Origin of the sequence: Terrabacter terrae, assembly GCF_039529575.1 — a bacterium.
Taxonomy (GTDB): Bacteria; Actinomycetota; Actinomycetes; order Actinomycetales; family Dermatophilaceae; genus Terrabacter; species Terrabacter terrae.
In genome coordinates this window covers 1,059,726-1,081,364 of the sequence record NZ_BAAANB010000021.1, presented here as the reverse complement: position 1 = coordinate 1,081,364, position 21,639 = coordinate 1,059,726, and the positions used below count along the sequence as shown (strand labels likewise).

Annotated in this window: 16 protein-coding genes and 1 riboswitch; of the genes, 4 read left to right on the top strand and 12 right to left on the bottom strand. The window is 71.5% G+C overall.

What is annotated here, in order from left to right; translation table 11 throughout:
* Both pgsA and rimO read right to left on the bottom strand, forming a co-directional pair.
* The gene (gene pgsA, locus ABD194_RS15110; RefSeq protein ID WP_343992806.1) at positions 1–702 is read right to left on the bottom strand and encodes a CDP-diacylglycerol--glycerol-3-phosphate 3-phosphatidyltransferase; all 702 of its coding nucleotides are present in this window, start codon (positions 700–702) and stop codon (positions 1–3) included.
* A complete protein-coding gene (gene rimO, locus ABD194_RS15105; protein WP_343992803.1) occupies positions 699–2,174 on the bottom strand; it encodes a 30S ribosomal protein S12 methylthiotransferase RimO in 1,476 nt (491 codons plus the stop codon). The genes pgsA and rimO overlap by 4 nt, the downstream gene beginning before the upstream one ends.
* 28 nt (positions 2,175–2,202) lie before the next feature.
* On the opposite strand from rimO, the gene ABD194_RS15100 reads away from it, so the two are divergent.
* On the top strand, positions 2,203–3,423 hold the full coding sequence (locus ABD194_RS15100) for a dipeptidase (RefSeq protein WP_425579992.1): 1,221 nt from the start codon (positions 2,203–2,205) through the stop codon (positions 3,421–3,423).
* 193 nt (positions 3,424–3,616) lie between these two features.
* Here ABD194_RS15100 and ABD194_RS15095 read toward each other — a convergent pair whose 3' ends face one another.
* Together ABD194_RS15095 and argE are read right to left on the bottom strand one after the other, a co-directional pair.
* On the bottom strand, positions 3,617–4,903 hold the full coding sequence (locus ABD194_RS15095; RefSeq protein WP_343992798.1) for an MFS transporter: 1,287 nt from the start codon (positions 4,901–4,903) through the stop codon (positions 3,617–3,619).
* A 24-nt stretch (positions 4,904–4,927) separates the two neighbouring features.
* Entirely contained in the window at positions 4,928–6,154 is a 1,227-nt protein-coding gene (gene argE / locus ABD194_RS15090; protein ID WP_343992796.1) for an acetylornithine deacetylase, read from the bottom strand.
* Positions 6,155–6,273: 119 nt separating this feature from the next.
* Between argE and ABD194_RS15085 the strand changes: the two genes are divergently transcribed.
* Positions 6,274–7,395, top strand: a complete 1,122-nt coding sequence (locus tag ABD194_RS15085; RefSeq protein WP_343992794.1) for an Lrp/AsnC family transcriptional regulator — start codon at positions 6,274–6,276, stop codon at positions 7,393–7,395.
* A gap of 42 nt (positions 7,396–7,437) precedes the next feature.
* Here the strand turns inward: ABD194_RS15085 and ABD194_RS15080 are convergent, their stop codons facing one another.
* From ABD194_RS15080 to ABD194_RS15065, 4 genes are all read right to left on the bottom strand, one after another.
* Complete coding sequence (locus tag ABD194_RS15080; protein WP_343992792.1) at positions 7,438–10,215, bottom strand: cation-translocating P-type ATPase; 2,778 nt, start codon at positions 10,213–10,215, stop codon at positions 7,438–7,440.
* A 48-nt stretch (positions 10,216–10,263) separates the two neighbouring features.
* Positions 10,264–11,127, bottom strand: coding sequence for a polyphosphate kinase 2 (gene ppk2 / locus ABD194_RS15075; protein ID WP_343992790.1), 864 nt, complete (start codon positions 11,125–11,127; stop codon positions 10,264–10,266).
* Between the two features lie 141 nt (positions 11,128–11,268).
* Positions 11,269–12,009 carry an ion channel gene (locus ABD194_RS15070; protein ID WP_343992788.1) on the bottom strand — a complete coding sequence of 247 codons (741 nt, stop codon included), beginning with the start codon at positions 12,007–12,009 and terminating at the stop codon, positions 11,269–11,271.
* Between the two features lie 69 nt (positions 12,010–12,078).
* The gene (locus ABD194_RS15065) at positions 12,079–15,030 is read right to left on the bottom strand and encodes an FtsK/SpoIIIE family DNA translocase (RefSeq protein WP_343992786.1); all 2,952 of its coding nucleotides are present in this window, start codon (positions 15,028–15,030) and stop codon (positions 12,079–12,081) included.
* 63 nt (positions 15,031–15,093) lie between these two features.
* Here ABD194_RS15065 and ABD194_RS15060 point away from each other — a divergent pair, with 63 nt between their 5' ends.
* Both ABD194_RS15060 and ABD194_RS15055 read left to right on the top strand, forming a co-directional pair.
* Positions 15,094–15,300 (top strand): hypothetical protein, encoded by a 207-nt coding sequence (locus tag ABD194_RS15060; RefSeq protein WP_343992783.1) that lies wholly within the window; start codon positions 15,094–15,096, stop codon positions 15,298–15,300.
* Positions 15,301–15,454: 154 nt separating this feature from the next.
* Positions 15,455–15,580, top strand: a riboswitch (SAM riboswitch).
* A gap of 37 nt (positions 15,581–15,617) precedes the next feature.
* Positions 15,618–17,135, top strand: a complete 1,518-nt coding sequence (locus ABD194_RS15055) for an aminotransferase class V-fold PLP-dependent enzyme (protein ID WP_343992781.1) — start codon at positions 15,618–15,620, stop codon at positions 17,133–17,135.
* Positions 17,136–17,228: 93 nt separating this feature from the next.
* On the opposite strand, the gene ABD194_RS15050 is transcribed toward ABD194_RS15055, so the two are convergent.
* From ABD194_RS15050 to ABD194_RS15035, 4 genes are all read right to left on the bottom strand, one after another.
* Positions 17,229–18,245 (bottom strand): endonuclease/exonuclease/phosphatase family protein, encoded by a 1,017-nt coding sequence (locus ABD194_RS15050; RefSeq protein ID WP_343992779.1) that lies wholly within the window; start codon positions 18,243–18,245, stop codon positions 17,229–17,231.
* Between the two features lie 4 nt (positions 18,246–18,249).
* The gene (locus ABD194_RS15045; RefSeq protein ID WP_343992776.1) at positions 18,250–19,935 is read right to left on the bottom strand and encodes a ribonuclease J; all 1,686 of its coding nucleotides are present in this window, start codon (positions 19,933–19,935) and stop codon (positions 18,250–18,252) included.
* A 63-nt stretch (positions 19,936–19,998) separates the two neighbouring features.
* On the bottom strand, positions 19,999–20,892 hold the full coding sequence (gene dapA / locus ABD194_RS15040; RefSeq protein ID WP_343992774.1) for a 4-hydroxy-tetrahydrodipicolinate synthase: 894 nt from the start codon (positions 20,890–20,892) through the stop codon (positions 19,999–20,001).
* Positions 20,893–21,137: 245 nt separating this feature from the next.
* Entirely contained in the window at positions 21,138–21,626 is a 489-nt protein-coding gene (locus ABD194_RS15035; RefSeq protein WP_343992772.1) for a dihydrofolate reductase, read from the bottom strand.
* Between the last annotated feature and the right edge of the window lie 13 nt (positions 21,627–21,639).

Below are 21,639 nucleotides of genomic sequence, written 5' to 3'. Positions count from 1 at the left end.
TCAGTCGCGGCTGGCCGTGCGGTCGGGCGGGGTGGACTCGCCGGCAGCACCGGTCACGGCCCGCCCGCTCCGCGCGGCCCGACGCGCCCGGGTGCGCTCGCTCGTCTCGCGCAGCCGCGCGGCCTTGAAGACGTAGTCGACGCCGGTGACCACCGTCATGACGAGGGCCGCTCCGAGGACGACGTAGGACACGGACAGCCATGCGTCCCCGAAGGGCAGCACCCACAACGGGAAGGTCAGAGCGCCCAGGGACAGGGTCTGCAGCATCGTCTTCAGCTTGCCGCCGCGCCCGGCGGGCATCACCCCGTGCCGGATGACGACGAAGCGGAGCACCGTGATGCCGACCTCGCGCACGAGGATCACCACGGTCACCCACCACCAGATGACGCCGAGGAGCGACAGCCCGATGAAGGCCGTTCCCGTCAGCGCCTTGTCGGCGATCGGGTCGGCGACCTTGCCGAAGTTGGTGATCTCGCCGCGCCGGCGCGCGAGCTTGCCGTCGACGCCGTCGGTCACGGCGGCCAGGGCGAAGACGACCCAGGCCCAGAACCGCCACCACGGCTCGGTGCCGCCGGCCTGGAAGAGGAGGACGCCGTAGACCGGGACCAGGAGGAAGCGCAGGACCGTCAGGGCGTTCGGGAGGTTCCAGTCCGTGGGGCGCGGCGAGGGCCCCTCGCCCCGATGGAAGGTCTGCGGGGTCATCGCGGCTCCGCGAGCAGGTCGATCCCCTCGGTGCCGACGACGACGGCCGACACCAGGTCGCCCACAGCGGGAACCGGCGCACCCTCGGGCACGTGCACGATGGTGACCCCGTCGACGTCGGGGCCCTGGAAGTCCGCCCGGCCGACGGCCGAGCCGTCCTCGTCGTCGATCTCCTCGACGAGGACCACCACGTGCTCGCCGATGCGCTCCTCCGCGCGCTGCGCGTTGAGCTCCTCGACGAGGCGGGTGAAGCGGTCGAGGCGCTGGGCGACGACCTCGGGCGCGAGGTGGCCGGCATACCCCTCCGCCTCGGTGCCGTCCTCGTCCGAGTAGCCGAAGACGCCGACGACGTCGAGGCGTGCCTCGGTGAGGAAGGCCTCGAGCTCGACGAGGTCGGCCTCGGTCTCGCCGGGGAAGCCGACGATGACGTTGCACCGGATGCCGGCGTGCGGCGCGTCGGCGCGCACGCGCGCCAGCAGGTCGAGGAAGGCCTCGCGCGAGCCGAAGCGGCGCATCGAGCGCAGCAGCGGCTCGGAGGCGTGCTGGAAGGAGATGTCGTAGTACGGCACGACGCCCGGGGTGTCGGCCATGGCGCGAAGCAGGCCCGGGCGGATCTCGGCGGGCTGGAGGTAGGAGACCCGCACCCGCTCGATCCCCTCGACGGCCGTCAGCTCGGGCAGCAGCTTCTCGAGGAGCGCGAGGTCGCCGAGGTCCTTGCCGTAGCTCGTGGAGTTCTCGGAGACGAGGAAGAGCTCCTTGACGCCCTGCTCGGCGAGCCAGCGCGCCTCGGCGACGACGTCGGCAGGACGACGGGAGAGGAAGGCGCCCCGGAACATGGGGATGGCGCAGAAGGAGCAGCGACGGTCACAGCCCGACGCGATCTTGAGTGGCGCCCAGGGGCGGCCGTCGAGGCGGGCGCGGATGACCCGCGGGCCGGAGGCGGGAGTCGGGACGCCGGCCTCCGCGAGGTCGGGCCGCGTGTCGCCGTGGCCCGGCAGGGCGACGGAGGCAGAGCCCTGCTGGCGGTCGACCGGGGTCAGCGGGAGCAGTGTGCGCCGGTCGCCGGGCGTGTGGCTCTCGACGTGGCCGCCCGCGAGGATCGTCTGCAGGTGGGCGCTCATGTCGCGGTAGGAGTCGAAGCCGAGCACGGCGTCGGCCTCGGGCAGCTGGTCGGCCAGCTCCTTGCCGTAGCGCTCGGCGAGGCAGCCGACCGCGACGACCTTCTGCGTGCGGCTTCCCTCGCCCTTGAGGTCGGAGGCTTCGAGGAGCGCGTCGATCGAGTCCTTCTTCGCCTGCTCGACGAAGCCGCACGTGTTGACGACGGCGACGTCGGCCTCGGCGGCGTCGTCGACGAGACGCCAGCCCTCCGCCAGCAGTCGGCCCGCCAGCTCCTCGGAGTCGACCTCGTTGCGCGTGCACCCGAGGGTGACGAGTGCGACGCTCTTGTCGGCGCTCGGGTGGGGAGGGGTCATGCGTCCACTCTAGATGGCGGGGTGTTCAATGGCCGACATGCCGGCAACCGCCCCCCTCGGCCAGGACGAGCTGCTCACCCGGGCACGCGAGCTGCTGCGCAGCCACCCGCTCGTGGACGGCCACAACGACCTTCCTTGGGCCGCACGCGAGCTCGTCGGCTACGACTTCGACGCCCTCGACATCGCCAGCCGGCTCACGAGCACCCAGACGGACCTGCCGCGCCTGTCCGACGGCGGCGTCGGCGGCCAGTTCTGGTCGGTGTTCGTGCCCAGCACGCTCCAGGGCGACCTCGCCGTGACGGCGACGCTGGAGCAGGTCGACGCCGTCCACCGCATGATCGGCGCGTATGCCGACCGGCTGGCCCTCGCGCGTACGGCTGACGACGTGGACCGGGCCCGCGAGACGGGCCGGGTGGCCTCGCTCCTCGGCGCCGAGGGCGGCCACTCGATCGGTTGCTCCCTCGGGACCCTGCGGATGCTCCACGTCCTCGGGGTGCGGTACATGACACTGACGCACAACGACAACACGCCGTGGGCCGACTCGGCGACCGACGTGCCTGTTGTCGGTGGCCTCACCGAGTTCGGTCGCGAGGTCGTCCGCGAGATGAACCGCCTCGGCATGATGGTCGACCTCAGCCACGTCGCCGCGACGACGATGCGAGCCGCCCTCGAGACGACCGACGCGCCCGTCATCTTCAGCCACTCCTCGGCGCTCGCCCGGTGCGACACACCCCGCAACGTGCCCGACGACGTGCTCGCGGCCCTGCCCGACAACGGCGGCACCTGCATGGTGACGTTCGTGCCCGAGTTCGTCTCCCCCGCCACCGCGGCCTGGAGGGTCGAGGCCGCAGCGGCAGCCGCGCAGGTCGGCGTGGAGGCCCGCGACTGGGAGGCCTTCGGAGGCTTCACCGCCACCTGGCGGCACGAGCACCCGAAGCCCGACGCCACCATCGAGCAGGTCGTCGCCCACCTCGAGCACGTGCGCGAGGTCGCCGGCATCGACCACGTGGGCATCGGCGGCGACTACGACGGCACCGACACCTTTCCCGTCGGCCTCGAGGACGTCAGCGGCTACCCGCGCCTCGTCGCCGCGCTCCTCGAGCGCTCCTGGTCGGAGGCTGACGTCGCCAAGCTCGTACGCGGCAACACCCTTCGCGTCATGCGTGACGTCGAAGCGGTGGCCCGTGACCTGCAGCAGACCCGCGCCCCGAGCCTTCGCACGTTCGCCGAGCTCGACGGACCCCGCTGAGAACGAGCCCTCCGAGAGGGCTGCCGCGCACGGGACGCGCGCGGGACGGCTGCCCGAGGCAGTTGCACCAGGTGGAAGGCCCGCTCGGCCGACGCCGTCAGCGCCACGTCGCACACGGCATACGTCGTCGGGCGTATGCCGTGTGCGCACTCGGGCGATCGTCGGGCGAGCGCGACGGCCGCCGCCCACCGTGTCAGCCGACGCCGTACCGCCGCCGCGCGACGCCCAGGCCCACCAGGGAGATGACCGCGACCACCATGTAGTAGAAGCTGGGCGCGCTGAGAGAACCGGTCAGACCGATGAGCCAGGTGAGCACGAGTGGGGCGATGCCGCCCATGACCGTGACGCCGACGTTGTAGGTGACCGAGACGCCCGTGGCCCGCACGTCGCTCGGGAAGAGGACGGAGAGCAGCGCGGGCAGCGGACCGAAGTAGAAGGCCATGATGACGCCGAGGACGCCGATCGCGACCACCAGCACGGGGACCGTCGGAGACGCGATGACGATGGCGAAGAGCGGCCAGGCCAGAACCAGTGCGCCCACGGCCGCCCAGACCATCACCTTCGCCGGGCCGACGCGGTCGGCCAGCCGGCCGACCAGCGGTACGCCCACCATGGTCACGACACCGGCCACGATGCCGCCGAGGTAGGCGGCGCTGGCGGGGACGTCCAGGTTCTTCACCGCGTAGGTCGGCATGAAGAGGATGAGGTAGACCGAGATCGTGGCGACACCGACGCAGGCCGAGCCGGTCAGGACGCGACCGAGGTGGTGCGTGAAGGTCGCGCGGATCGGCGCCTGGTGCGGAGTGCTGTCGGTGAACTCCTTCGTCTCGGACAGGCGCGCCCGGATGTAGAGGCCGACCGGACCGATGAGGCAGCCCAGCAGGAACGGGATGCGCCAGCCCCAGGAGTAGAGGTCCTGCTTCGAGAGCTGGTTGAACAGCACGTAGCCGAAGGCGGAGGCGAGGAACATCGAGATGCCCTGGCTCGCCACCTGCCACGACGCGTAGTACGCCTTGCGGTGCGGGGCGGTCTCGACGAGGAACGTCGTCGCGGAGCCGAACTCACCGCCCGCGGAGAAGCCCTGGACGAGGCGTGAGACGAGGATGATGACTCCCGCCCAGGCGCCCACCGCGGCGTGGGTGGGTGCCGCCGCCATCAGCAGGGTTCCGACCATCATCAGCAGCAGGGTCAGGGTCAGGGCCTTCTTGCGGCCGTGCCGGTCGCCGTAGCCACCGATGAGCATGCCGCCGAGCGGCCGCACCAGGTAGGAGATGGCGAACGTCGCGAACGTCAGGATCAGCCCCAGGGTCTTGTCCGTCTGCGGGAAGAAGTTGTCCGCGATGACGAGCGCGAAGGAGGCGTAGACGATGATGTCGAACCATTCGAGCGCGGCTCCGATGGAGCTGCTGAGAACGGCCTTGCGCGCTTGGGCGAGGCGTTCCGGAGTGACATCCGTGGGGGTGTGCGTGAGGACGGTCATGGTGCTCCTTGGCCGGACGGCCGGTCAGGCGCTCGGCTCGGCGCGGAGGTGGGTGAGAAGGCTGTCGAGGAGGGAGTCGCAACGGCCGATCTGGTCGAGCTCGACGAACTCGTCGGGAGCGTGGGCCTGTGCGATGTCGCCGGGGCCGCACACGACCGTCGGGATGCCCGCCCGCTGGAACAGGCCCGCCTCGGTGCCGTAGGCGACCTTCTCGGTCGACGGGAGCCCACCGAGCCGGGTGACCAGCTCGATCACGTCCGCGTCGGCGTCGGTCTCGAGCCCGGGTGCCTGGGCGCCGATTGAGACCTCGATGCGCGCGTCGGGGTTCTCCTCACGCATCAACGCCTCGATGCGTGCCGCCTCGGCGCGGAAGCGGTCGACCGTGGCATCGACGTCGACGGCCGCGACGGCACGGAACTCGAAGGTGAGGGTGCACTCCGCGGGGACCGTGTTGACGGCGATGCCGCCCTCGATCTGGTTGACGGTGGCGGTGGTGAACGGCACGTCGTAGTGCTCGTCGAACGGTCCGGCCGTCCGGAACTCGTCGGCCACCTCCCGGACGAAGCGCACCATGTGGGCGCCGTACTCGATCGCGTTCACGCCGTAGGGCGTTCGCGACGAGTGGGCCGCGACGCCGTGCAGGGTGACGCGGACCATCGTCAGCGCCTTGTGCCCGCGGATCACGCGCATGCTCGTGGGTTCGCCGACGATGCAGGCTCGGGGCTGCAGGCCACGCCGGACGATCTCGTCGACCAGGGAGATGGCGCCGACGCAGCCGACCTCCTCGTCGTAGGAGAAGGCGAGGTGTACGGGCTCGCTCAGCGGGGTGTCGGCCAGCTGCCCGATCTTGGCGGCCACCGACCCGACGAATCCCTTCATGTCGCAGGTGCCTCGGCCGTAGAGGCGGCCGTCCCGCACCTCGGGCACGAAGGGCGCGCTCGCCCAGTCCTGCCCGTCGACCGGGACGACGTCGGTGTGCCCGGACAGCACGATCCCGCCGCTCGTGGTGCCGTCGACCGCGGGGAAGGTCGCGAGCAGGTTGGCCTTGCTGCCGTCCTCGTTGGGGACGAGGACGGGCTCCACCCCGTGGGCGCGGAGCTCGTCGGCCAGCAGGTCGATGACCTCGAGGTTGCTGTTGCGGCTCGTCGTGTCGATGCGCAGGAGCCGGACGATCCACTCGAGGCTCGGTGTCGCGGCCAAGGCCTTCTGGTCTGCGGTCGGCGTGTCGGCAGCAGTGGTCTCAAGCGGCATACGTGGGGCTCCATGGGGTCGAGGATCGGTGCGGCGGCGGTCGACGGGGCGGCTCCGGTGCCGTCGGGTCGGCGGGCCGCATTTGCGGCTTTGCGCTCCGGGGGTCGAGGATTGCAGGCATGCCGGCGAGAGGCGCTGCGACGCAGGATCACGCGACGCGTGGTGAGATCACGCAGCATTCCGCCAACGGCGTGGACGAGCTGGACCTGGCCGTCGTCAACTGTCTGCAGCTGCAGCCACGCGCCTCGTGGACCCTTGTCGGGGCTGCGCTCGACGTCGACCCGGTGACGGTCGCCCGTCGCTGGCAGCGTCTCTCCTCGGCCGGCATCGCCTGGGTCTCGGGTCGGGCGACCGGGCAGGGCCTGCCCGAGTCCTGCCTTGCCGTGGTCGAGCTCAGCTGCACCGCCGCGGAGACCCTCGCCATCGCGGCGCGCGTGACCGAGCTCCCGCACGTGCTGAGCGTCGAGCACACGAGCGGCCCCCGGTCGCTCACGGTCCTGGTCGAGGTCAGGGACCTCGCCTTCCTGTCCCGCTTCCTGCTCGAGTCGCTGGGCTCGATCCCCGGGGTGGTGACCACGAGCAGCCACGCCGTGACGAAGGTCTACTCGATGGGCGACCACTGGCAGCTGCACGTGCTCGATGCCGCGCAGCGTGCCGTCATGATGCGCGCGCCGCACCCGCGCGTCGACGGGCTGACCTCCGACCAGGCCAACCTCTCACGTCCCTACGACGCCGTCGACCGTCAGGTCACCCTGCTCCTCGGCGAGGACGGCCGGATGCCGGTGTCGACGATCGCCGCCCGGGCAGGCCTGAGCGAGAGCACGGTGCGCCGGCGCCTGGCCGCTCTGGTCGACAGCGGACGCGTCGTCCTGCGCTGTGACATGGCCCTGCCCGACTCCGGCTGGCCGGTGATCAGCTGGCTCTGGGCCTACGCCGACGCGGCCGATGTCGACGCCGTCGCCATGGCCCTGCGGCGCCTGCCGGGCATCCGCGTGTGCTGGCGCATCTCCGGCGGCCGGCCCAACCTGATGCTGGCTCTGACCACGCATTCCCTCCACGAGCTGTCGCTCGTCGAGGCCCGCCTGGCGGCCGAGGTGCCCCGCATGTCCATCCTCGACCGGTCGATGGTCCTGCGCTCGGTCAAGCGGATGGGGCGCGCACTCGACGCCGACGGCCGGAGCGTCCGGGCGGTCCCGCTCGACATCTGGGCCGACCCGACCGCTTCCCCGCCGGCGGGCTGAGTGCGTGGCCTCAGCCGCCTGCTGGCAGAGGTGCACTCGCTCTCACGGCACCGCAGAGGACGCGTCCTGGCTGGGAACGGCAACCTCGTGTGAGGCCCGCCGCATCCGCAGCACCACCTTGAAGAGCTCGCCCAGGGCCAGCAGGACGACGCCGGGAACGAGGACGATGGCCCACTGCCTGCCGGTGAGGGGGACGGTGTCGAAGAGGTCCTGCAGCACACGGACCTGCGTGATGAGCATCGCGCTGACGATCGTCCACGCCAGTGCCCACAGCAGCTTCGGGTTCGACAGCGTCGCGCTCCCGAAGGCGCTGTCCTGGGGGAAGCGCAGGTTGAGCGCGAGGAAGGCGTTCATCAGGGACAGGCCCACCAGGGCCATGGTCTGCCCCACCTGGAGCGAGCCGTAGGTCGTCTTCCCGATCTGGACCAGGACGAGCGTCGCGGCGGCCATGAAGAGGCCGTTGACCAGCAGCCGCAGCATCATCGACCTGACGATGATGGGCTGGTCGAAGGGCCGCGGTGACCGGCGCATGATCCCCGGGTTGGCGACGTCAAGGCCCATCACGGCGCCGAGCGGAGCCACCACCGCCATGTGGATCCACAGCACCTGCGACGGGATCAGCAGCGCCGTGCCGGCGACCCGGAAGATGCTCGAGCCCAGGAACGCGAGGATGAACATGAAGAGGTTCGCGATCTGGATCCGCAGGAACTTCTGCAGGTTGTCGTAGACCGACCGGCCCTCCTCGACCGCGGCGACGATGGTCGCGAAGTTGTCGTCGGCCAGGATCATCTTGGCCGCGCCCTTGGCCACGTCCGTGCCGGTGATGCCCATGGCGATGCCGATGTCCGCGGCGGCGATGGCAGGTGCATCGTTCACGCCGTCCCCGGTCATCGCCACGATGTGGCCGTTGCGCCGCAGCACCTCGACCAGCCTGACCTTGTGCTCGGGCGCGACCCTCGCGACCACACCGATCTCCTCGACCTGCGCGGCCGCCTGCTCGTCGTCGAGGGCGACGAACTCCGCACCGGTGACGGCGCGTCCCTCGATGCCGAGCTCGGCCGCGATGGCCGCGGCGGTGACGGCGTGGTCCCCCGTGATCATGCGAACCCGGATCCCGGCCCGCCTCGCCTCGGCGATGGCGGTCCTGGCCTCCGGTCGGGGCGGGTCGACCTCACCGACGAGGGCGACCATCTCGAGGTCCTGCATGAGCGGCATCAGGTCCGCGGAGGGGTCGAAGGTGGCCGGGTCGAGCTCGCGTTGGGCGAAGGCGAGGACGCGCCTGCCCTGGGCGGCGATGCGCTCGTTCTCGGCGGCCACCTTCGCGCGTGTCTCGCCGGTGAGCGCCTGGCTCACCCCTCCCGGCATCCGGGCCCGCGTCGACCGGTCCAGGATCACGTCCGGCGCGCCCTTGACGTACGCCCGCACCACCGGCCGGCCGTCCGCCCCCGGCATCCGGTGGAAGGTGGCCATGAACTTGTAGTCGGAGTCGAAGGGCACCGCAGCGATCCGCGGGTGGCTCTGGCGGAACTGCCGCACGTCGATGCCGCCCTTCTGGGCGAGCACGTACAGCGCGCCCTCGGTGGGGTCGCCGACGACGGTGCCGTCCTGGATGTCGGCGTCCTGGCAGAGCGCACAGGGGAAGAAGACGTAGTCGAGGTCCGCTTCGGCGTCCCCCGACGTGCGGTGCACCTGGCCCGCGAAGTCGTACCCCTCACCGCTCACGGTGTAGTGGTGCGCGACGGTGGTGACCTCCCGGACCGTCATCTCGTTCCTCGTCAGGGTGCCGGTCTTGTCGGAGTTGATCGCCGACGTCGAGCCGAGCGTCTCCACGGCGGGCAGCACCTTCATGATCGCGTGTCTGCGGGCCATGTTGACCGAGCCGACGGACAGGATCGTGGTCACGACGGCGGGCAGGGCGTCGGGGATCGAGCCCACGGCAAGGGCCACCCCGATGCCGAAGAGGACGGTGAAGGACTCGCCCTGCGCGAGTCCCATGACCAGGATCGCGACAAACGCGAAGAGGGCCGCACCGATGATGAAGATCGTCAGCCGGTCGACCTGCTTGGTCAGGGGCGTCTTCTCTGCCTTGTGCTCCGCGAGCAGGTGGGCGATGTGCCCGACCTCCGAGCCCATCCCGGTCGTGGTCACGAGGACCTCGCCGTGCCCGCGGGTGACGTTCGTGTTCATGAAGACCATGCAGGTGCGGTCACCGATCGCCACGTCCGTCGGGGCGAGCGCCTCCGTGCTCTTCTCGACGGCAAGGCTCTCGCCGGTCAGGGCGCCTTCCTCGACCTCGAGCGTCGCCGCCACGATGACCCTGCCGTCGGCCGGGACCCGGTCACCCGCGTCGACGAGCACCACGTCGCCCGGCACGATGTCCTGGGCGGGGACCTCGAGGACGGAGCCGCCACGCCGGACCTTGGCGACCGCCTGGAGCATGGCTCCGAGAGCCGCTGCGGCAGCGTGGGCCTTGCCCTCCTGGTGGTATCCCAACCAGGCGTTGAACAGGGTCAGCAGGGCGAGGCCCACCGCGGTCCCCCACTCACCGATCAGGAGGCTGACGGCCGCAGCCACGACCAGCACGATCTGCATGTAGTCGCGGTAGTGCTTGAAGAACTGTCTCCAGACCGGCTCCGGCTCCTCCTCGGCGATCACGTTGGGTCCCGAGGTCTCGAGCCGCTGCCCGGCCTCGGCCTCCGTCAGGCCGCTGACCGGGTCGACGTGCAGACGTTGCGCCACCTCCTCCACGGTGAGGGCCCACCACGCGGCGGCCGGGTCCGGCCGCGGGGTCACGGCTGCGACGGTGACCTTCTCGGACATCGGATTCCTTCCCGGACGGCTGCGCGAGGAGCGGTGGGCGGGCCGCCCTCAGTACGGTGTGGGGATGACTCGGGGTGGCAGAGCCGGCGGCTGGTAGTCACCAGGCCCCTGACGCGCCGGGAGCTCGACGTCTCTGATCTCCAGCGGTTCGTACGGCACCTGGCTCAGCAGGTGGGCGATGATGTCGAGCCGGCCGCGCCGCTTGTCGTCGGTGTGTGCGACGTACCACGGCGCCCACGGGGTGTCCGAGGCCGCGAACATGGCGTCACGGGCACGGGAGTAGTCGTACCAGCGGCTGAACGACTCGAGGTCCATGGCGGACAGCTTCCACACCTTGCGGGGGTCGTGGATCCGGCTCTCGATGCGGCGCGTCTGCTCCTCGGGTCCGACCTCGAGCCAGTACTTCAGCAGGAGGATCCCCGAGTCGGTCATGGCCTTCTCGACCTCGGCCACCTGCTCGAGGAAGCGGTCGGTCTGGGCGGGCGTGCAGAACCCCATCACCCGCTCGACCCCGGCCCGGTTGTACCAGCTGCGGTCGAAGATGACGACCTCACCGGCGGCCGGGAAGTGCTTGATGTACCGCTGGATGTACATCTGGGACTTCTCCCGCTCCGTGGGCGCGGGCAACGCCACGACTCGGAAGACCCGGGGGCTCACGCGCTCGACGAGCCGCTTGATCGTGCCGCCCTTGCCTGCGGTGTCGCGCCCCTCGAAGACGATGCACACCTTGGCCCCGGAGGCCTTGACCCACTCCTGCATGGCGACGAGCTCGCCCTGCAGCCCGGCGAGCTGCGACTCGTATCTCTTGCGCGGCAGCCTCGTCCCGCGCGCGGACTGGTCCCACGTGTCGACCGGCGCGACCGCCAGCAGCGCCTCGCCGGCGCCCGCCCGCCTGTCCTTCTTCTTGTTCATCGCAGGCCTCCCGCATGCCGCGCCACGCCTGTGCGGTTGCATTGCCCCGAACCTCGGACCCCTTCGAGGCTAACTCCGGCGACCGCTGGGCGTACGCGCTTCGCCGCGGCACACGGCATACGGCCGCGGGACCCTGGCCACCTACTGGCGGAAGCGTGCGATCGTGAGGCCCACGAGGCGGGCGACGACGAGCGCGACGTACAGCATGCCGGCGATCTGCTGGAGCAGCACGAAGGCACGTGCGTGCGCCTCGACCGCGATGATGTCCGACAGACCGGTCGAGGTCATCGTCGTGATCGAGAGGTAGAGCAGCTCGAACCAGGTGCGAGTGCCGGGGTTGGTCTCGCCGTAGATGGTGAAGGAGTTGCCCCAGATGAGCTGCACCGCGACGTAGAGGTAGGCGAAGCCCCACGCGACCACCGTGAAGGTGGCACCAGTGGCGTAGAGCTCGTCGCGGGTCACCCAGTTGTCGGCGAACATGTACCGGAGGAGGCCGTAGCCCGTGTAGAAGTAGAAGAGCGCGTGCAGCAGGGCGCTCCAGAAGGCGAGGACGTCGTTGAGCGGCCAGATCGCCTCGGCGACGGTCAGCAGCACGACCGGCCCACCGAGCAGCACCGCCACCCACGTCAGGGCCGGCGTCGCACGCACCGCGCGAACGGCGAGGAAGAGCACGAGCAGCCCGATCAGGCCGAAGATCGCGCGCCCGGTCTCGCGGACGTCGCCGGCGCGCGTCTCGATGAACGGGTAGGCCACGAGCGCCGTCAGCTGGGCGAAGAGCAGCAGCGCGCACGGCAGCTCGGCGACCTTGCGCCGGAGGCGGTCGAGTCGCGACGGCGCCGTACCACGGGGCGATGACGGCCAGAGCTCCAGCGACGCACTCACGTCTCGGAGCCTAGTGCGACGGCGGGGCGCCGGGCGCCACCCGCCCTCGCCCGTGTGCATTGCGCCGGGTCAGTAGCGCTCGCGCCCGCCGCGGTCGGTGAGGTTCCAGGCGTCCTCGGACTCCTCGTCGTCCTCGTCGACCGTGGGAGTCATGTCGCCGGGCGTCCACCGTGCCGTGGGCATCGCGGCCGTGGCCTCGCTGTCGTCGTCGAACCGGTGCTCGCCGCGCTCGGCGACGAGCGCGGCCGTGCGCTGCGGGGCCGTGTCCTGACCCGACTCCCGCGGCACGTCGGGCTCGTCGGTGTAGCCGGCCGCCACCTCGGGCGGCTCGATGTCGACGGGCGGGGCGGCGTACGGCTGGGCGGGCTCGGCGACCTCGGGGAGGTCGTCGGACGGCTCGTTGGGGTGCGGCACGTCCTCACCGCGCAGCAGGGCCAGCGTCTGCTCGAGGTCGTCGGGGCGCACGAGGACGTCACGCGCCTTGGAGCCCTCGCTCGGGCCCACGACGCCGCGCGACTCGAGCAGGTCCATGAGGCGGCCGGCCTTGGCGAACCCGACGCGCAGCTTGCGCTGGAGCATCGACGTCGAGCCGAACTGCGTCGTGACGACGAGCTCGGTCGCCTGCAGCAGCACGTCGAGGTCGTCGCCGATGTCGTCGTCGATTTGCTTCTTGGGAGCGGCGACGGTGACGTTCTCGACGTAGTTGGGCTTGAGCTGGGTCGTGACGAACTTGACGACCTCGTGGATCTCGGACTCGTTGACCCACGCGCCCTGCACACGCATCGGCTTGCTGGCACCCATCGGGAGGAAGAGTGCGTCACCCTGGCCGATGAGCTTCTCGGCGCCGGGCTGGTCGAGCACGACGCGGCTGTCGGCGAGCGAGGAGGTCGCGAACGCCATGCGCGACGGCACGTTTGCCTTGATGAGGCCGGTGACGACGTCGACCGACGGGCGCTGCGTGGCGAGAACCAGGTGGATGCCTGCCGCGCGAGCGAGCTGGGTGATGCGCACGACCGACTCCTCGACGTCGCGCGGGGCGACCATCATGAGGTCGGCGAGCTCGTCGACGACGACGAGCAGGTACGGGTAGGTCGTCAGCTGCCGCTCCGAGCCGGGCAGCGGCTTGACCTTGCCGGCGCGGACCGCCTTGTTGAAGTCGTCGACGTGCTTGAAGCCGAACGCCGCGAGGTCGTCGTAGCGCTGGTCCATCTCCTTGACGACCCAGGCGAGCGCCTCCGCGGCCTTCTTCGGGTTCGTGATGATCGGCGTGATCAGGTGCGGGATGCCTTCGTATGCCGTCAGCTCGACCCGCTTCGGGTCCACGAGGATGAGGCGCACCTCCTCAGGCGTGGCGCGCATGAGGATCGAGGTGATCATCGAGTTGACGAAGCTCGACTTTCCGGAGCCGGTGGCGCCGGCGACGAGCAGGTGCGGCATCTTCGCGAGGTTCGCGATGACGTAGGCGCCCTCGACGTCCTTGCCGACACCCATGACCATCGGGTGCTCGTTGCTGCGCGCGGTGTGGCTGCGCAGCACGTCGCCGAGCGCGACGTTCTCGCGGTCGAGGTTCGGGATCTCGATGCCGATGGCGGACTTGCCCGGGATGGGGCTGAGGATGCGCACGTCGGCCGAGGCGACGGCATACGCGATGTTCTTCGACAGCGCGGTGACGCGCTCGACCTTGGTGCCCGAGCCGAGCTCCACCTCGTAGCGGGTGACCGTCGGGCCGCGGGTGAACCCGGTGACGGCGGCGTCGATGTCGAACTGGTCGAAGACGTTCGTCAGCGACTCGACGACGCGGTCGTTGGTCTCGCTACGCGTCTTGTGGGGCGCCCCGGGCGTGAGCATCGCCTGGTCGGGCAGGCGGTAGGTGATGTCGCCGCCGAGGCTGAGCTGCTCGACACGGGCAGGCAGCTCGGACATGGGCGGCGGGATGAGCTCGGCCTTGGGGCCGACCCTGCTCGTGTCGGGCGCGCCGAGCGTCTTCGGGTCGGTGGCGTCGATGACCTTCTCGCCCTTGCCACCGGGGCGCGGGACGACCAGCCCGGGAGGCGTCGGGCGCTTCTCGCCGGGGCGGGGGCCGGCCCCCTCGTCCTCGAGGGCCTTCTGAGCGGCCTGGCGGAAGGCCTCGTCGCCGTCGCGGTCGGCGAGGTCGACCGGCTTGCGGCGGGCGCGCTTGACCGCGGCGGCCGGCGCGTCGTCCGGCTCTGAGTGGTCGTGGCCCTGGTCGTCGACGTGACCGTCGTGGATCACCAGCGCGCGCAGCTGGCGCAGGCGGGTGGGGATCATCGCGACCGGCGTGGCCGTGACGACGAGCAGCCCGAAGATCCCGAGCAGGATGAGCAGCACGAGCGCGCCGACCGGGGAGACGGCCGCGGCGAGGGGGCTCGAGGCGAGGAAGCCGAGGATGCCACCGGCCGCACGCATGCCATTGGCTCCGTCGGGCGGGTTGGGGATGCCGTCGGCGAGGTGGGACAGGCCGCAGGCCGAGAAGGTCAGCGCGATGGTGCCGACGACGATGCGGTTGGTCGCCGCGTCGTCCTGGGGGGCACGGAGCATCCGCAGGCCGAGGGCGAGCAGGACGAGCGGGACGGCGTAGGAGACGCGTCCGAAGGTGCCGGCGAAGACGGCGTGCACGACGTCGCCGAACGTGCCGGCAACGCCCCACCACTCGCGGGCCGCGACGATGACGGCCAGCGCGATGAGGGCGAAGCCGATGCCGTCGCGGCGGTGCTCGGGCTCGAGGTCGGCGGCGCTGTGGCCGACGCGACGCACCGCTCCCCCGGCCAGGTGCGAGACGCCCATCCACGTGTTGCGCATCGCGCCGAGCGGGAAGGGCAGGCCGCCGCCGCGGGTCTTGGACGCCCCTTTGGCGGCGGGCTTGCGCGCCGCGGGCTTGCGCTGGGCGGGGCGGGCAGAGCGAGCTGCGGGCGGGCGCGACGAGGCACCCCCGGACGACCCCTTGGCGCGGGTGGCCGCGGCGGTGGTCGATCGCTGGGTGGTGGAGGGACGTGACGCCATGCTGGCACGGTACGTCAACGCACCGCTGAACTCACGCGTCACACGCGCACCTCAGGTGGCGGAGTGCCACACAGCGAACAACGAGCCCTATGCGGCCCCGTTCCCGCCCTGCTCGTCGCGCTGCCCCTCGCCGCCCTGTTGGGCGCCGTCATCGGCGTGGCCTGGGTCGTCGGCTACACCCTCCTCGGCCTCACCGTCGAGGACCGGGTCGTACGTGGTCGCCGGGCCGGCGATGTGGGCACCCGTCTCGCCGCGCGTGGCGGACGATGAACGACCGACCCGGGCTCTGGATCGTCGCACAGCTGCGGGACGCCAGGCGGCGCGGCCGCCGCGGCTGAACCTCCTCGGGCGCCGCGTCTCGGATGGCGACACGCCTGGACCACAGGTGGACACCAGCCGAAGGACGCGCCTATCGTCCTGCGCAGGTCATGAGTGCCAGTGACAAGCCCCGGCTCGCTGGCCAGCAACCCTCCTCCGCGGTGGGGTGCTCCGGGTGACGACCAGGCCACCCTCGGTCCGAACGCGTGATCGAGGTCGGCAAGCGCGGACCTGCACCAGGTGGGTCCCACGACCCCAGGAGCACGCAGATGTCGGTCCTTCCCTCAACCCACCCCTCGACCCACTCGGCCCGCCAGGCGACCTACCCTGCGGCCTCCCCCTGTGGTGGGAGCTCGGCGGCGCCGGCAGTGCGCACCCGCGCCCTGCACGCCGTTCCCGAGTCGGTCGCCGAGTCAGTCTCCGAGTCAGTCTCGAAGTCGGCCTCGGAGTCGGTCTCCGAGTCAGTCGCTCGGGCAGTCACCGGGGCACAGACGCTGCCCACGGTCGTGGGCGCGGGACTGCGCGTGCCGACGCTGCGGGGCGAGACGGCATACGCCAACCTCGACCATGCGGCGTCGACGCCCGCCCTCGAGACGGTCAAGGCCGCCGTCGACCGGGCGCTGGAGACCTACTCCTCCGTTCACCGTGGCGCCGGCTTCGCCTCGCGCCTGACGAGCGCGTGGTACGAGCAGGCGCGCACCGAGGTGGCCGACTTCGTCGGCGCCCGGGAGGGCGACTCGGTGGTCTTCACCCGCACGACCACGGACTCGTGGGCCCTGCTCAGCAAAGCCCTGCCCAGCCGCACGACCGTCTTCGTCTTCGGCAGCGAGCACCACTCGACGCTGCTGCCGTGGGGTCGGTTCCGCACGGTGCGCCTGCCGGTCCCGCAGACCCTCGACGACGCGTACGCGCTCCTGGACGAGGCGCTGTCCGCGCACCAGTCACGGCACCGCCTGGTCGTCATCGCCGCGGCCTCCAACGTGACGGGCGAGGTGTGGCCGGTCCGTCGCTTCGCGCGACTCGCGCACGAGCACGGCGCCCGGATCGCCGTCGACGCGGCGCAGCTCTCGGCCCACCGCAGGATCGACCTCGCCGCGTGGGACGCCGACTACGTCGCCTTCTCCGGGCACAAGACCTATGCGCCGTACGGGGCCGGCGTGCTCGCCGGCCGCTCCGACTGGCTCGACGCCGGCACGCCCTACCTCTTCGGGGGCGGCGCGACGCGGGCGGTCACCGAGGAGGGCACCGCCTGGGCGACCGGCCCGGCCCGCCACGAGGGCGGCAGCCCGAACGTCATCGGCGCCATCGCGCTGGCCGCGGCCTGCGCGACCCTCCGCCGCCACGCGGACGTCATCGAGGCGCACGAGACCCGGCTCCTCGAGAGCCTGCGGTCCGGCCTCGCCGACGTGCCGGGCGTCGAGGTGCTCTCGATCTTCGGCGACGACAGCGACCGCGTCGGCGTCGTCGCGTTCACGGTCGACGGCTGGGACTCGGCACTGGTGTCGCAGGTCCTGTCCGTCGAGCACGGCATCGGGGTGCGCGACGGCAAGTTCTGTGCGCACCTGCTCGTCGACGAGCTGCTCGAGGACCCGTGGGGTGAGCGTCCGGTGACCGCCGTGCGGGCGAGCATCGGCCTGGGCAGCACCCCGGAGGGCGTCGACCGTCTCATCACCGCCGTCGCGGGTCTCGTCGACCACGGGACCGCGGCGACGTGGTCTCGCACCGAGGCCGGCTGGCTCGTCGAGGGCGCCGACCCGCGGGACGTCGAGGTCGAACGACCCTGGTGAGCGGGCGCCGCCGCGCCGAGCGGTCAGCGCCGAGCGGTCAGCGCCGGGCGGTCAGCGCCGGGCGGTCAGCGCCGGGCGGTCAGCGCCGGGCGGTCAGCGTCGGGGCAGGGCGTAGGTCGCCCACACCGCGGCGTGATCGGCGTGGTTGTAGGCCACCTGACCGGCATCCACCACGGTGAGCCCCCCGCTCAACAGGTGGTCGAGCTGGACGTAGGCCGGCAGCCGCCGGCCGGCGAACGGCCAGGTGCGCACCCATCCCTGGCCGTCGGCGCGCTGCGCGTCGACGAGGCCGTCGGCGAGGTCGCGGAAGCCGGGGTGGCCGAAGTCGGCGTTGAAGTCGCCCGCGACGACGACGGGCTCGTCGCGGGCGGTGGCCCGCACCCATGTCTGCAGCGCCCGCAACCCCGCACGCCACTCGTCGGTGTCGCCCTGCACGGGCGCGAGCGGGTGCACGGCCTTGAGGCGCACCGTGCCGCGGCGCGTCGTGACGTCGAGCTCCGGCTGGACGCTCGTGGTGTGCTCGCGGCCGGGGTCAGCGCCCGCGTCGCGCACCGAGACCGGGTAGCGCGAGAGCACCATCGTCCCGGTGGACGTGCCGGCCCGGGCCACGCCCTCACGCCCGGTGAAGTAGTCGCTCGCCCCCGCCTCGTCCAGCCGGCGCAGCATCGCGGGCGTCGCCTCGGTGAGGACGAGCACGTCCACCGAGTGGTAGCGCACGGCGTCCATCAGCTGCTCGGCGTTGGCCGAGCCGATCCAGACGTTGGCCGCCATGACCGTCAGGTCGCGGTCCGCCTTGGGCGAGGTCGTCTCCCGGAAGGCCGGCGCGGCCACCGTGGCCGCGACCGCGAGAGCCGCGACCACGGGGAGCAGCATCCACCACCGGCGCAGCAGCAGCGTGGCGACCGTCAGCAGTCCCAGCCCCACGACGACGAAGGGCCCAGTCGTCTGGAGCACGACGACGGGGTATGCCGTCGAGTCGACCCAGCGCAGGGCACCGACCGCGACCAGCACGAGCAGGATCAGCCCGATGGCGATGTCGAGCCAGCGGCGCAGGGCACGGCCCCGGTCGACCGATCGGAGCGCCCCTGCACCGTCAGCCTCCTCCGTCACCACCTCAGGCCTGCAGCACGACCGGGATGATCATCGGCCGGCGACGGATCTTGCCGCCGACCCACGAGCCGACGGCCCGCCGGATGACTTGCTGGAGCTGCTGGTCGTCGCGCACGCCGTTGGCCACGGCCTCCTCGACGGCTCGCTCCACCTTGGGGATGACCTGCTGGAAGATCTCTTCGTTCTCGACGAAGCCGCGCGCGGTGATCTCGGGGCCGCTCGCGATCTTGCCGGTGGCGGCGTCGAGCACGACGACGCAGGTGATGAAGCCCTCGTCGCGCAGGATGCGACGGTCCTTGAGCAGGGCCTCGTCGGCGCCACCCACGCTGCTGCCGTCGACGTAGACGTAGCCGCAGTCGACGACTCCGGCGACCGAGGCCTGGCCGTCGACGAGGTCGACGACGACGCCGTCCTCGGCGAGCACCACGTTGCGCTCGGGGACGCCGGAGGCGACGGCGAGCTGGGCGTTCGCATACATGTGCCGCCACTCGCCGTGCACCGGCAGCACGTTGCGGGGCTTGACGATGTTGTAGCAGTAGAGCAGCTCGCCGGCGCTCGCGTGACCCGAGACGTGCACCTTGGCGTTGCCCTTGTGCACCACGTTGGCGCCGAGGCGCATCAGGCCGTTGATGATGCGGTAGACGGCGTTCTCGTTGCCCGGGATGAGGCTGCTGGCGAGCAGCACGGTGTCGCCGGGGCCGACGTCGATGCGGTGGTCGCGGTTGGCCATCCGCGACAGGGCCGCCATCGGCTCACCCTGGGAGCCGGTGCAGATCAGTACGACCTCGTCGTCGGGCAGGTGGTCGAGCTTCTTGAGGTCGACGAGGATGCCGTCGGGCACCTTGAGGTAGCCGAGCTCGGCGGCGATGCCCATGTTGCGGATCATCGACCGACCCACCATCGCGACCTTGCGGCCGGCCTTCTCGGCCGCGTGGAGCACCTGCTGGACGCGGTGCACGTGGCTGCTGAAGCAGGCGACGATGATGCGGCGCTCGGCGTGGCGAAACACCTTGTCGATGGCCGGCGCGATCTCGAGCTCGGGCGTGGTGAACCCGGGCACGTCGGCGTTGGTCGAGTCGGTGAGGAAGAGGTCGACGCCCTCCTCACCGAGGCGGGCGAAGGCGCGCAGGTCGGTGAGGCGGCCGTCGAGGGGCAGCTGGTCCATCTTGAAGTCGCCGGTGTGCAGCAGCGTGCCGGCCTCGGTGCGCACGAAGACCGCGAGCGCGTCGGGGATCGAGTGGTTGACGGCCACGAACTCGAGGTCGAAGACGCCGAGCCGCTCGCGCTGCCCCTCCCTGACCGCCATCGAGTACGGGCGGATGCGGTGCTCCTTGAGCTTGGCCTCGACGAGCGCCAGCGTGAGGGCGGAGCCGATGATCGGGATGTCGCCCTTGAGCTTCAGCAGGTACGGGACGGCCCCGATGTGGTCCTCGTGCCCGTGGGTCAGCACGATCGCCTCGATGTCGTCGAGGCGGTCACGGATGTAGCTGAAGTCGGGGAGGATCAGGTCGACGCCGGGGTGGTGGTCCTCGGGGAAGAGCACGCCGCAGTCGATGACGAGCAGGCGGCCCTTCGTCTCGAGGACGGCCATGTTGCGTCCGACCTCGCCGAGTCCGCCGAGCGCGACGACCCGCAGGCCGTTGTCGGGGAGTGCGGGTGGCGTGGTCAGCTCGGGGTGGGGATGGCTCACAGGTGTCCTGTCATTCGGTGGTGCCGGGCCTGTCTGAGGCTCCGGTCTGAGGTCGTGGGGCGGTCACTCGACCGCCGCGAGAGTCGAGACGGCCGCGCGCACGAGGGCGGTCTGCTCCTCGTCGGCCGGCACGAGCGGCAGCCGGACCGTGGTCGAGTCGATGAGGCCCTGAACGGCGAGGCCGGCCTTGGCCATGATGGCGCCCTGGGTGACGTTCATGACGGCGTCGACGAGCGGCGCGAGGCGCAGGTGCACCGCGCGGGCATCGTCCCAGCGGCCCTCGACCACGGCGTCGGCCATCTCGCGGTATGCCGCGGGGGCCACCTGCGAGGTCACACCGACGAAGCCCACGGCGCCGTTGCCGAAGTGCGCGAGGTTCATGGCGTCGTCGCCGGAGTACCAGTCGAGGCCGGTCTCCTGCATCATCCGGCTTGCGAACCACAGGTCCCCGCGCGCGTCCTTCACGGCCGCGATGCGCTCGTGCTCGGCGATGCGCAGGTAGGTCTCGCGGGCGATGGCGATGCCGGAGCGGCCAGGGATGTCGTAGACCATCACCGGCAGCTCGCTGGCATCGGCGAGCGCCGTGAAGTGTGCGACGAGCCCGGCCTGGGGCGGCTTGTTGTAGTAGGGGGTCACGGCGAGGACGGCGTGGGCTCCGGCCTTCTCGGCGAGCCGCACCGACTCGACGCTCTTGGCGGTGTCGTTGCTGCCGGCGCCGGCGATGACGACGCACCGGTCGCCGACGGCCTCGAGGACGGCCCGCAGGAGCGCGTCCTTCTCGTCGGCCGAGGTGGTCGGCGACTCGCCGGTGGTGCCTGAGACGACGAGCCCGTCGTGCCCGGCGTCGACGAGGTGGGTGGCGACCCGCTGGGCGGCGTCGAGGTCGACGGAGCCGTCGGGGCGCATGGGCGTCACCATCGCCGAGAGGACACGTCCGAGGGCGGGTGCGTCAGCCATGCGCCCAAGGTTAGCGCCCGCGGCGCGGCCCACGGCGCGCCGCCCACTGCCGGGATCCGGGCCGCAGAAAGCTCGCCTGCCCTGCTCCCTGCCGAGCCACTGACCTCGGGCACGAGAACGAGGCACTACCCGCTCGGGGGTCCGGGTAGTGCCTCGCCACCCCCTACATCGGCGCGGACCTGCGGGCGTTACATCCGTTTCGGACGTTTTCTCCGGGCGCCCGGTACGAGTGGCGTGCGTCGGCCTCACGACCGCCGTTCGTAGGTGACCCAGGCGAAGCCGGGCTGCTCGTCGCGCGCCGTCTCCGCCCAGTCGCCGGGGTCGATGTCCGGGAAGGTGACCGAGCCCTCCGGGGACTGGTGGACCTCCGTCACGAGGAGGCGGACGGCATACGGCATGGCCTGGCGGTAGATCTCTCCCCCGCCGACGACGAAGACCTGCTCGTCGCCTGCGACGAGGGCGAGCGCGTCGGGCAGGGAGTGGACGACCTCGACGCCCGCGGCGCTCCACTCGGGCTGTCGGGTGACCACGATGCTGCGGCGACCGAGGAGCGCCCCCATGGAGTCGAAGGTGCGCCGGCCCATCACCATCGGGTGGCCCATGGTCGTGCGCTTGAAGAACTTCAGGTCCTCCGGCAGGTGCCACGGCATGGCCCGGCCGTCGCCGATGACCCCGTTGCGCGCGACGGCGGCGATCATCGTGACGTCGGGCTTCGGCCCGGACGGCTCGCTCATGGCGCCAAGGGTC

Coding starts and splice junctions, on each gene's coding strand:
- ABD194_RS15055 (WP_343992781.1), top strand. CDS start 15,618: ATGTCGGTCCTTCCCTCAACCCACCCCTCGACCCACTCGGCCCGCCAG.
- ABD194_RS15035 (WP_343992772.1), bottom strand. CDS start 21,626: ATGAGCGAGCCGTCCGGGCCGAAGCCCGACGTCACGATGATCGCCGCC.
- dapA (WP_343992774.1), bottom strand. CDS start 20,892: ATGGCTGACGCACCCGCCCTCGGACGTGTCCTCTCGGCGATGGTGACG.
- ABD194_RS15080 (WP_343992792.1), bottom strand. CDS start 10,215: ATGTCCGAGAAGGTCACCGTCGCAGCCGTGACCCCGCGGCCGGACCCG.
- ABD194_RS15085 (WP_343992794.1), top strand. CDS start 6,274: ATGCCGGCGAGAGGCGCTGCGACGCAGGATCACGCGACGCGTGGTGAG.
- rimO (WP_343992803.1), bottom strand. CDS start 2,174: ATGACCCCTCCCCACCCGAGCGCCGACAAGAGCGTCGCACTCGTCACC.
- pgsA (WP_343992806.1), bottom strand. CDS start 702: ATGACCCCGCAGACCTTCCATCGGGGCGAGGGGCCCTCGCCGCGCCCC.
- argE (WP_343992796.1), bottom strand. CDS start 6,154: ATGCCGCTTGAGACCACTGCTGCCGACACGCCGACCGCAGACCAGAAG.
- ppk2 (WP_343992790.1), bottom strand. CDS start 11,127: ATGAACAAGAAGAAGGACAGGCGGGCGGGCGCCGGCGAGGCGCTGCTG.
- ABD194_RS15065 (WP_343992786.1), bottom strand. CDS start 15,030: ATGGCGTCACGTCCCTCCACCACCCAGCGATCGACCACCGCCGCGGCC.
- ABD194_RS15100 (WP_425579992.1), top strand. CDS start 2,203: ATGGCCGACATGCCGGCAACCGCCCCCCTCGGCCAGGACGAGCTGCTC.
- ABD194_RS15095 (WP_343992798.1), bottom strand. CDS start 4,903: ATGACCGTCCTCACGCACACCCCCACGGATGTCACTCCGGAACGCCTC.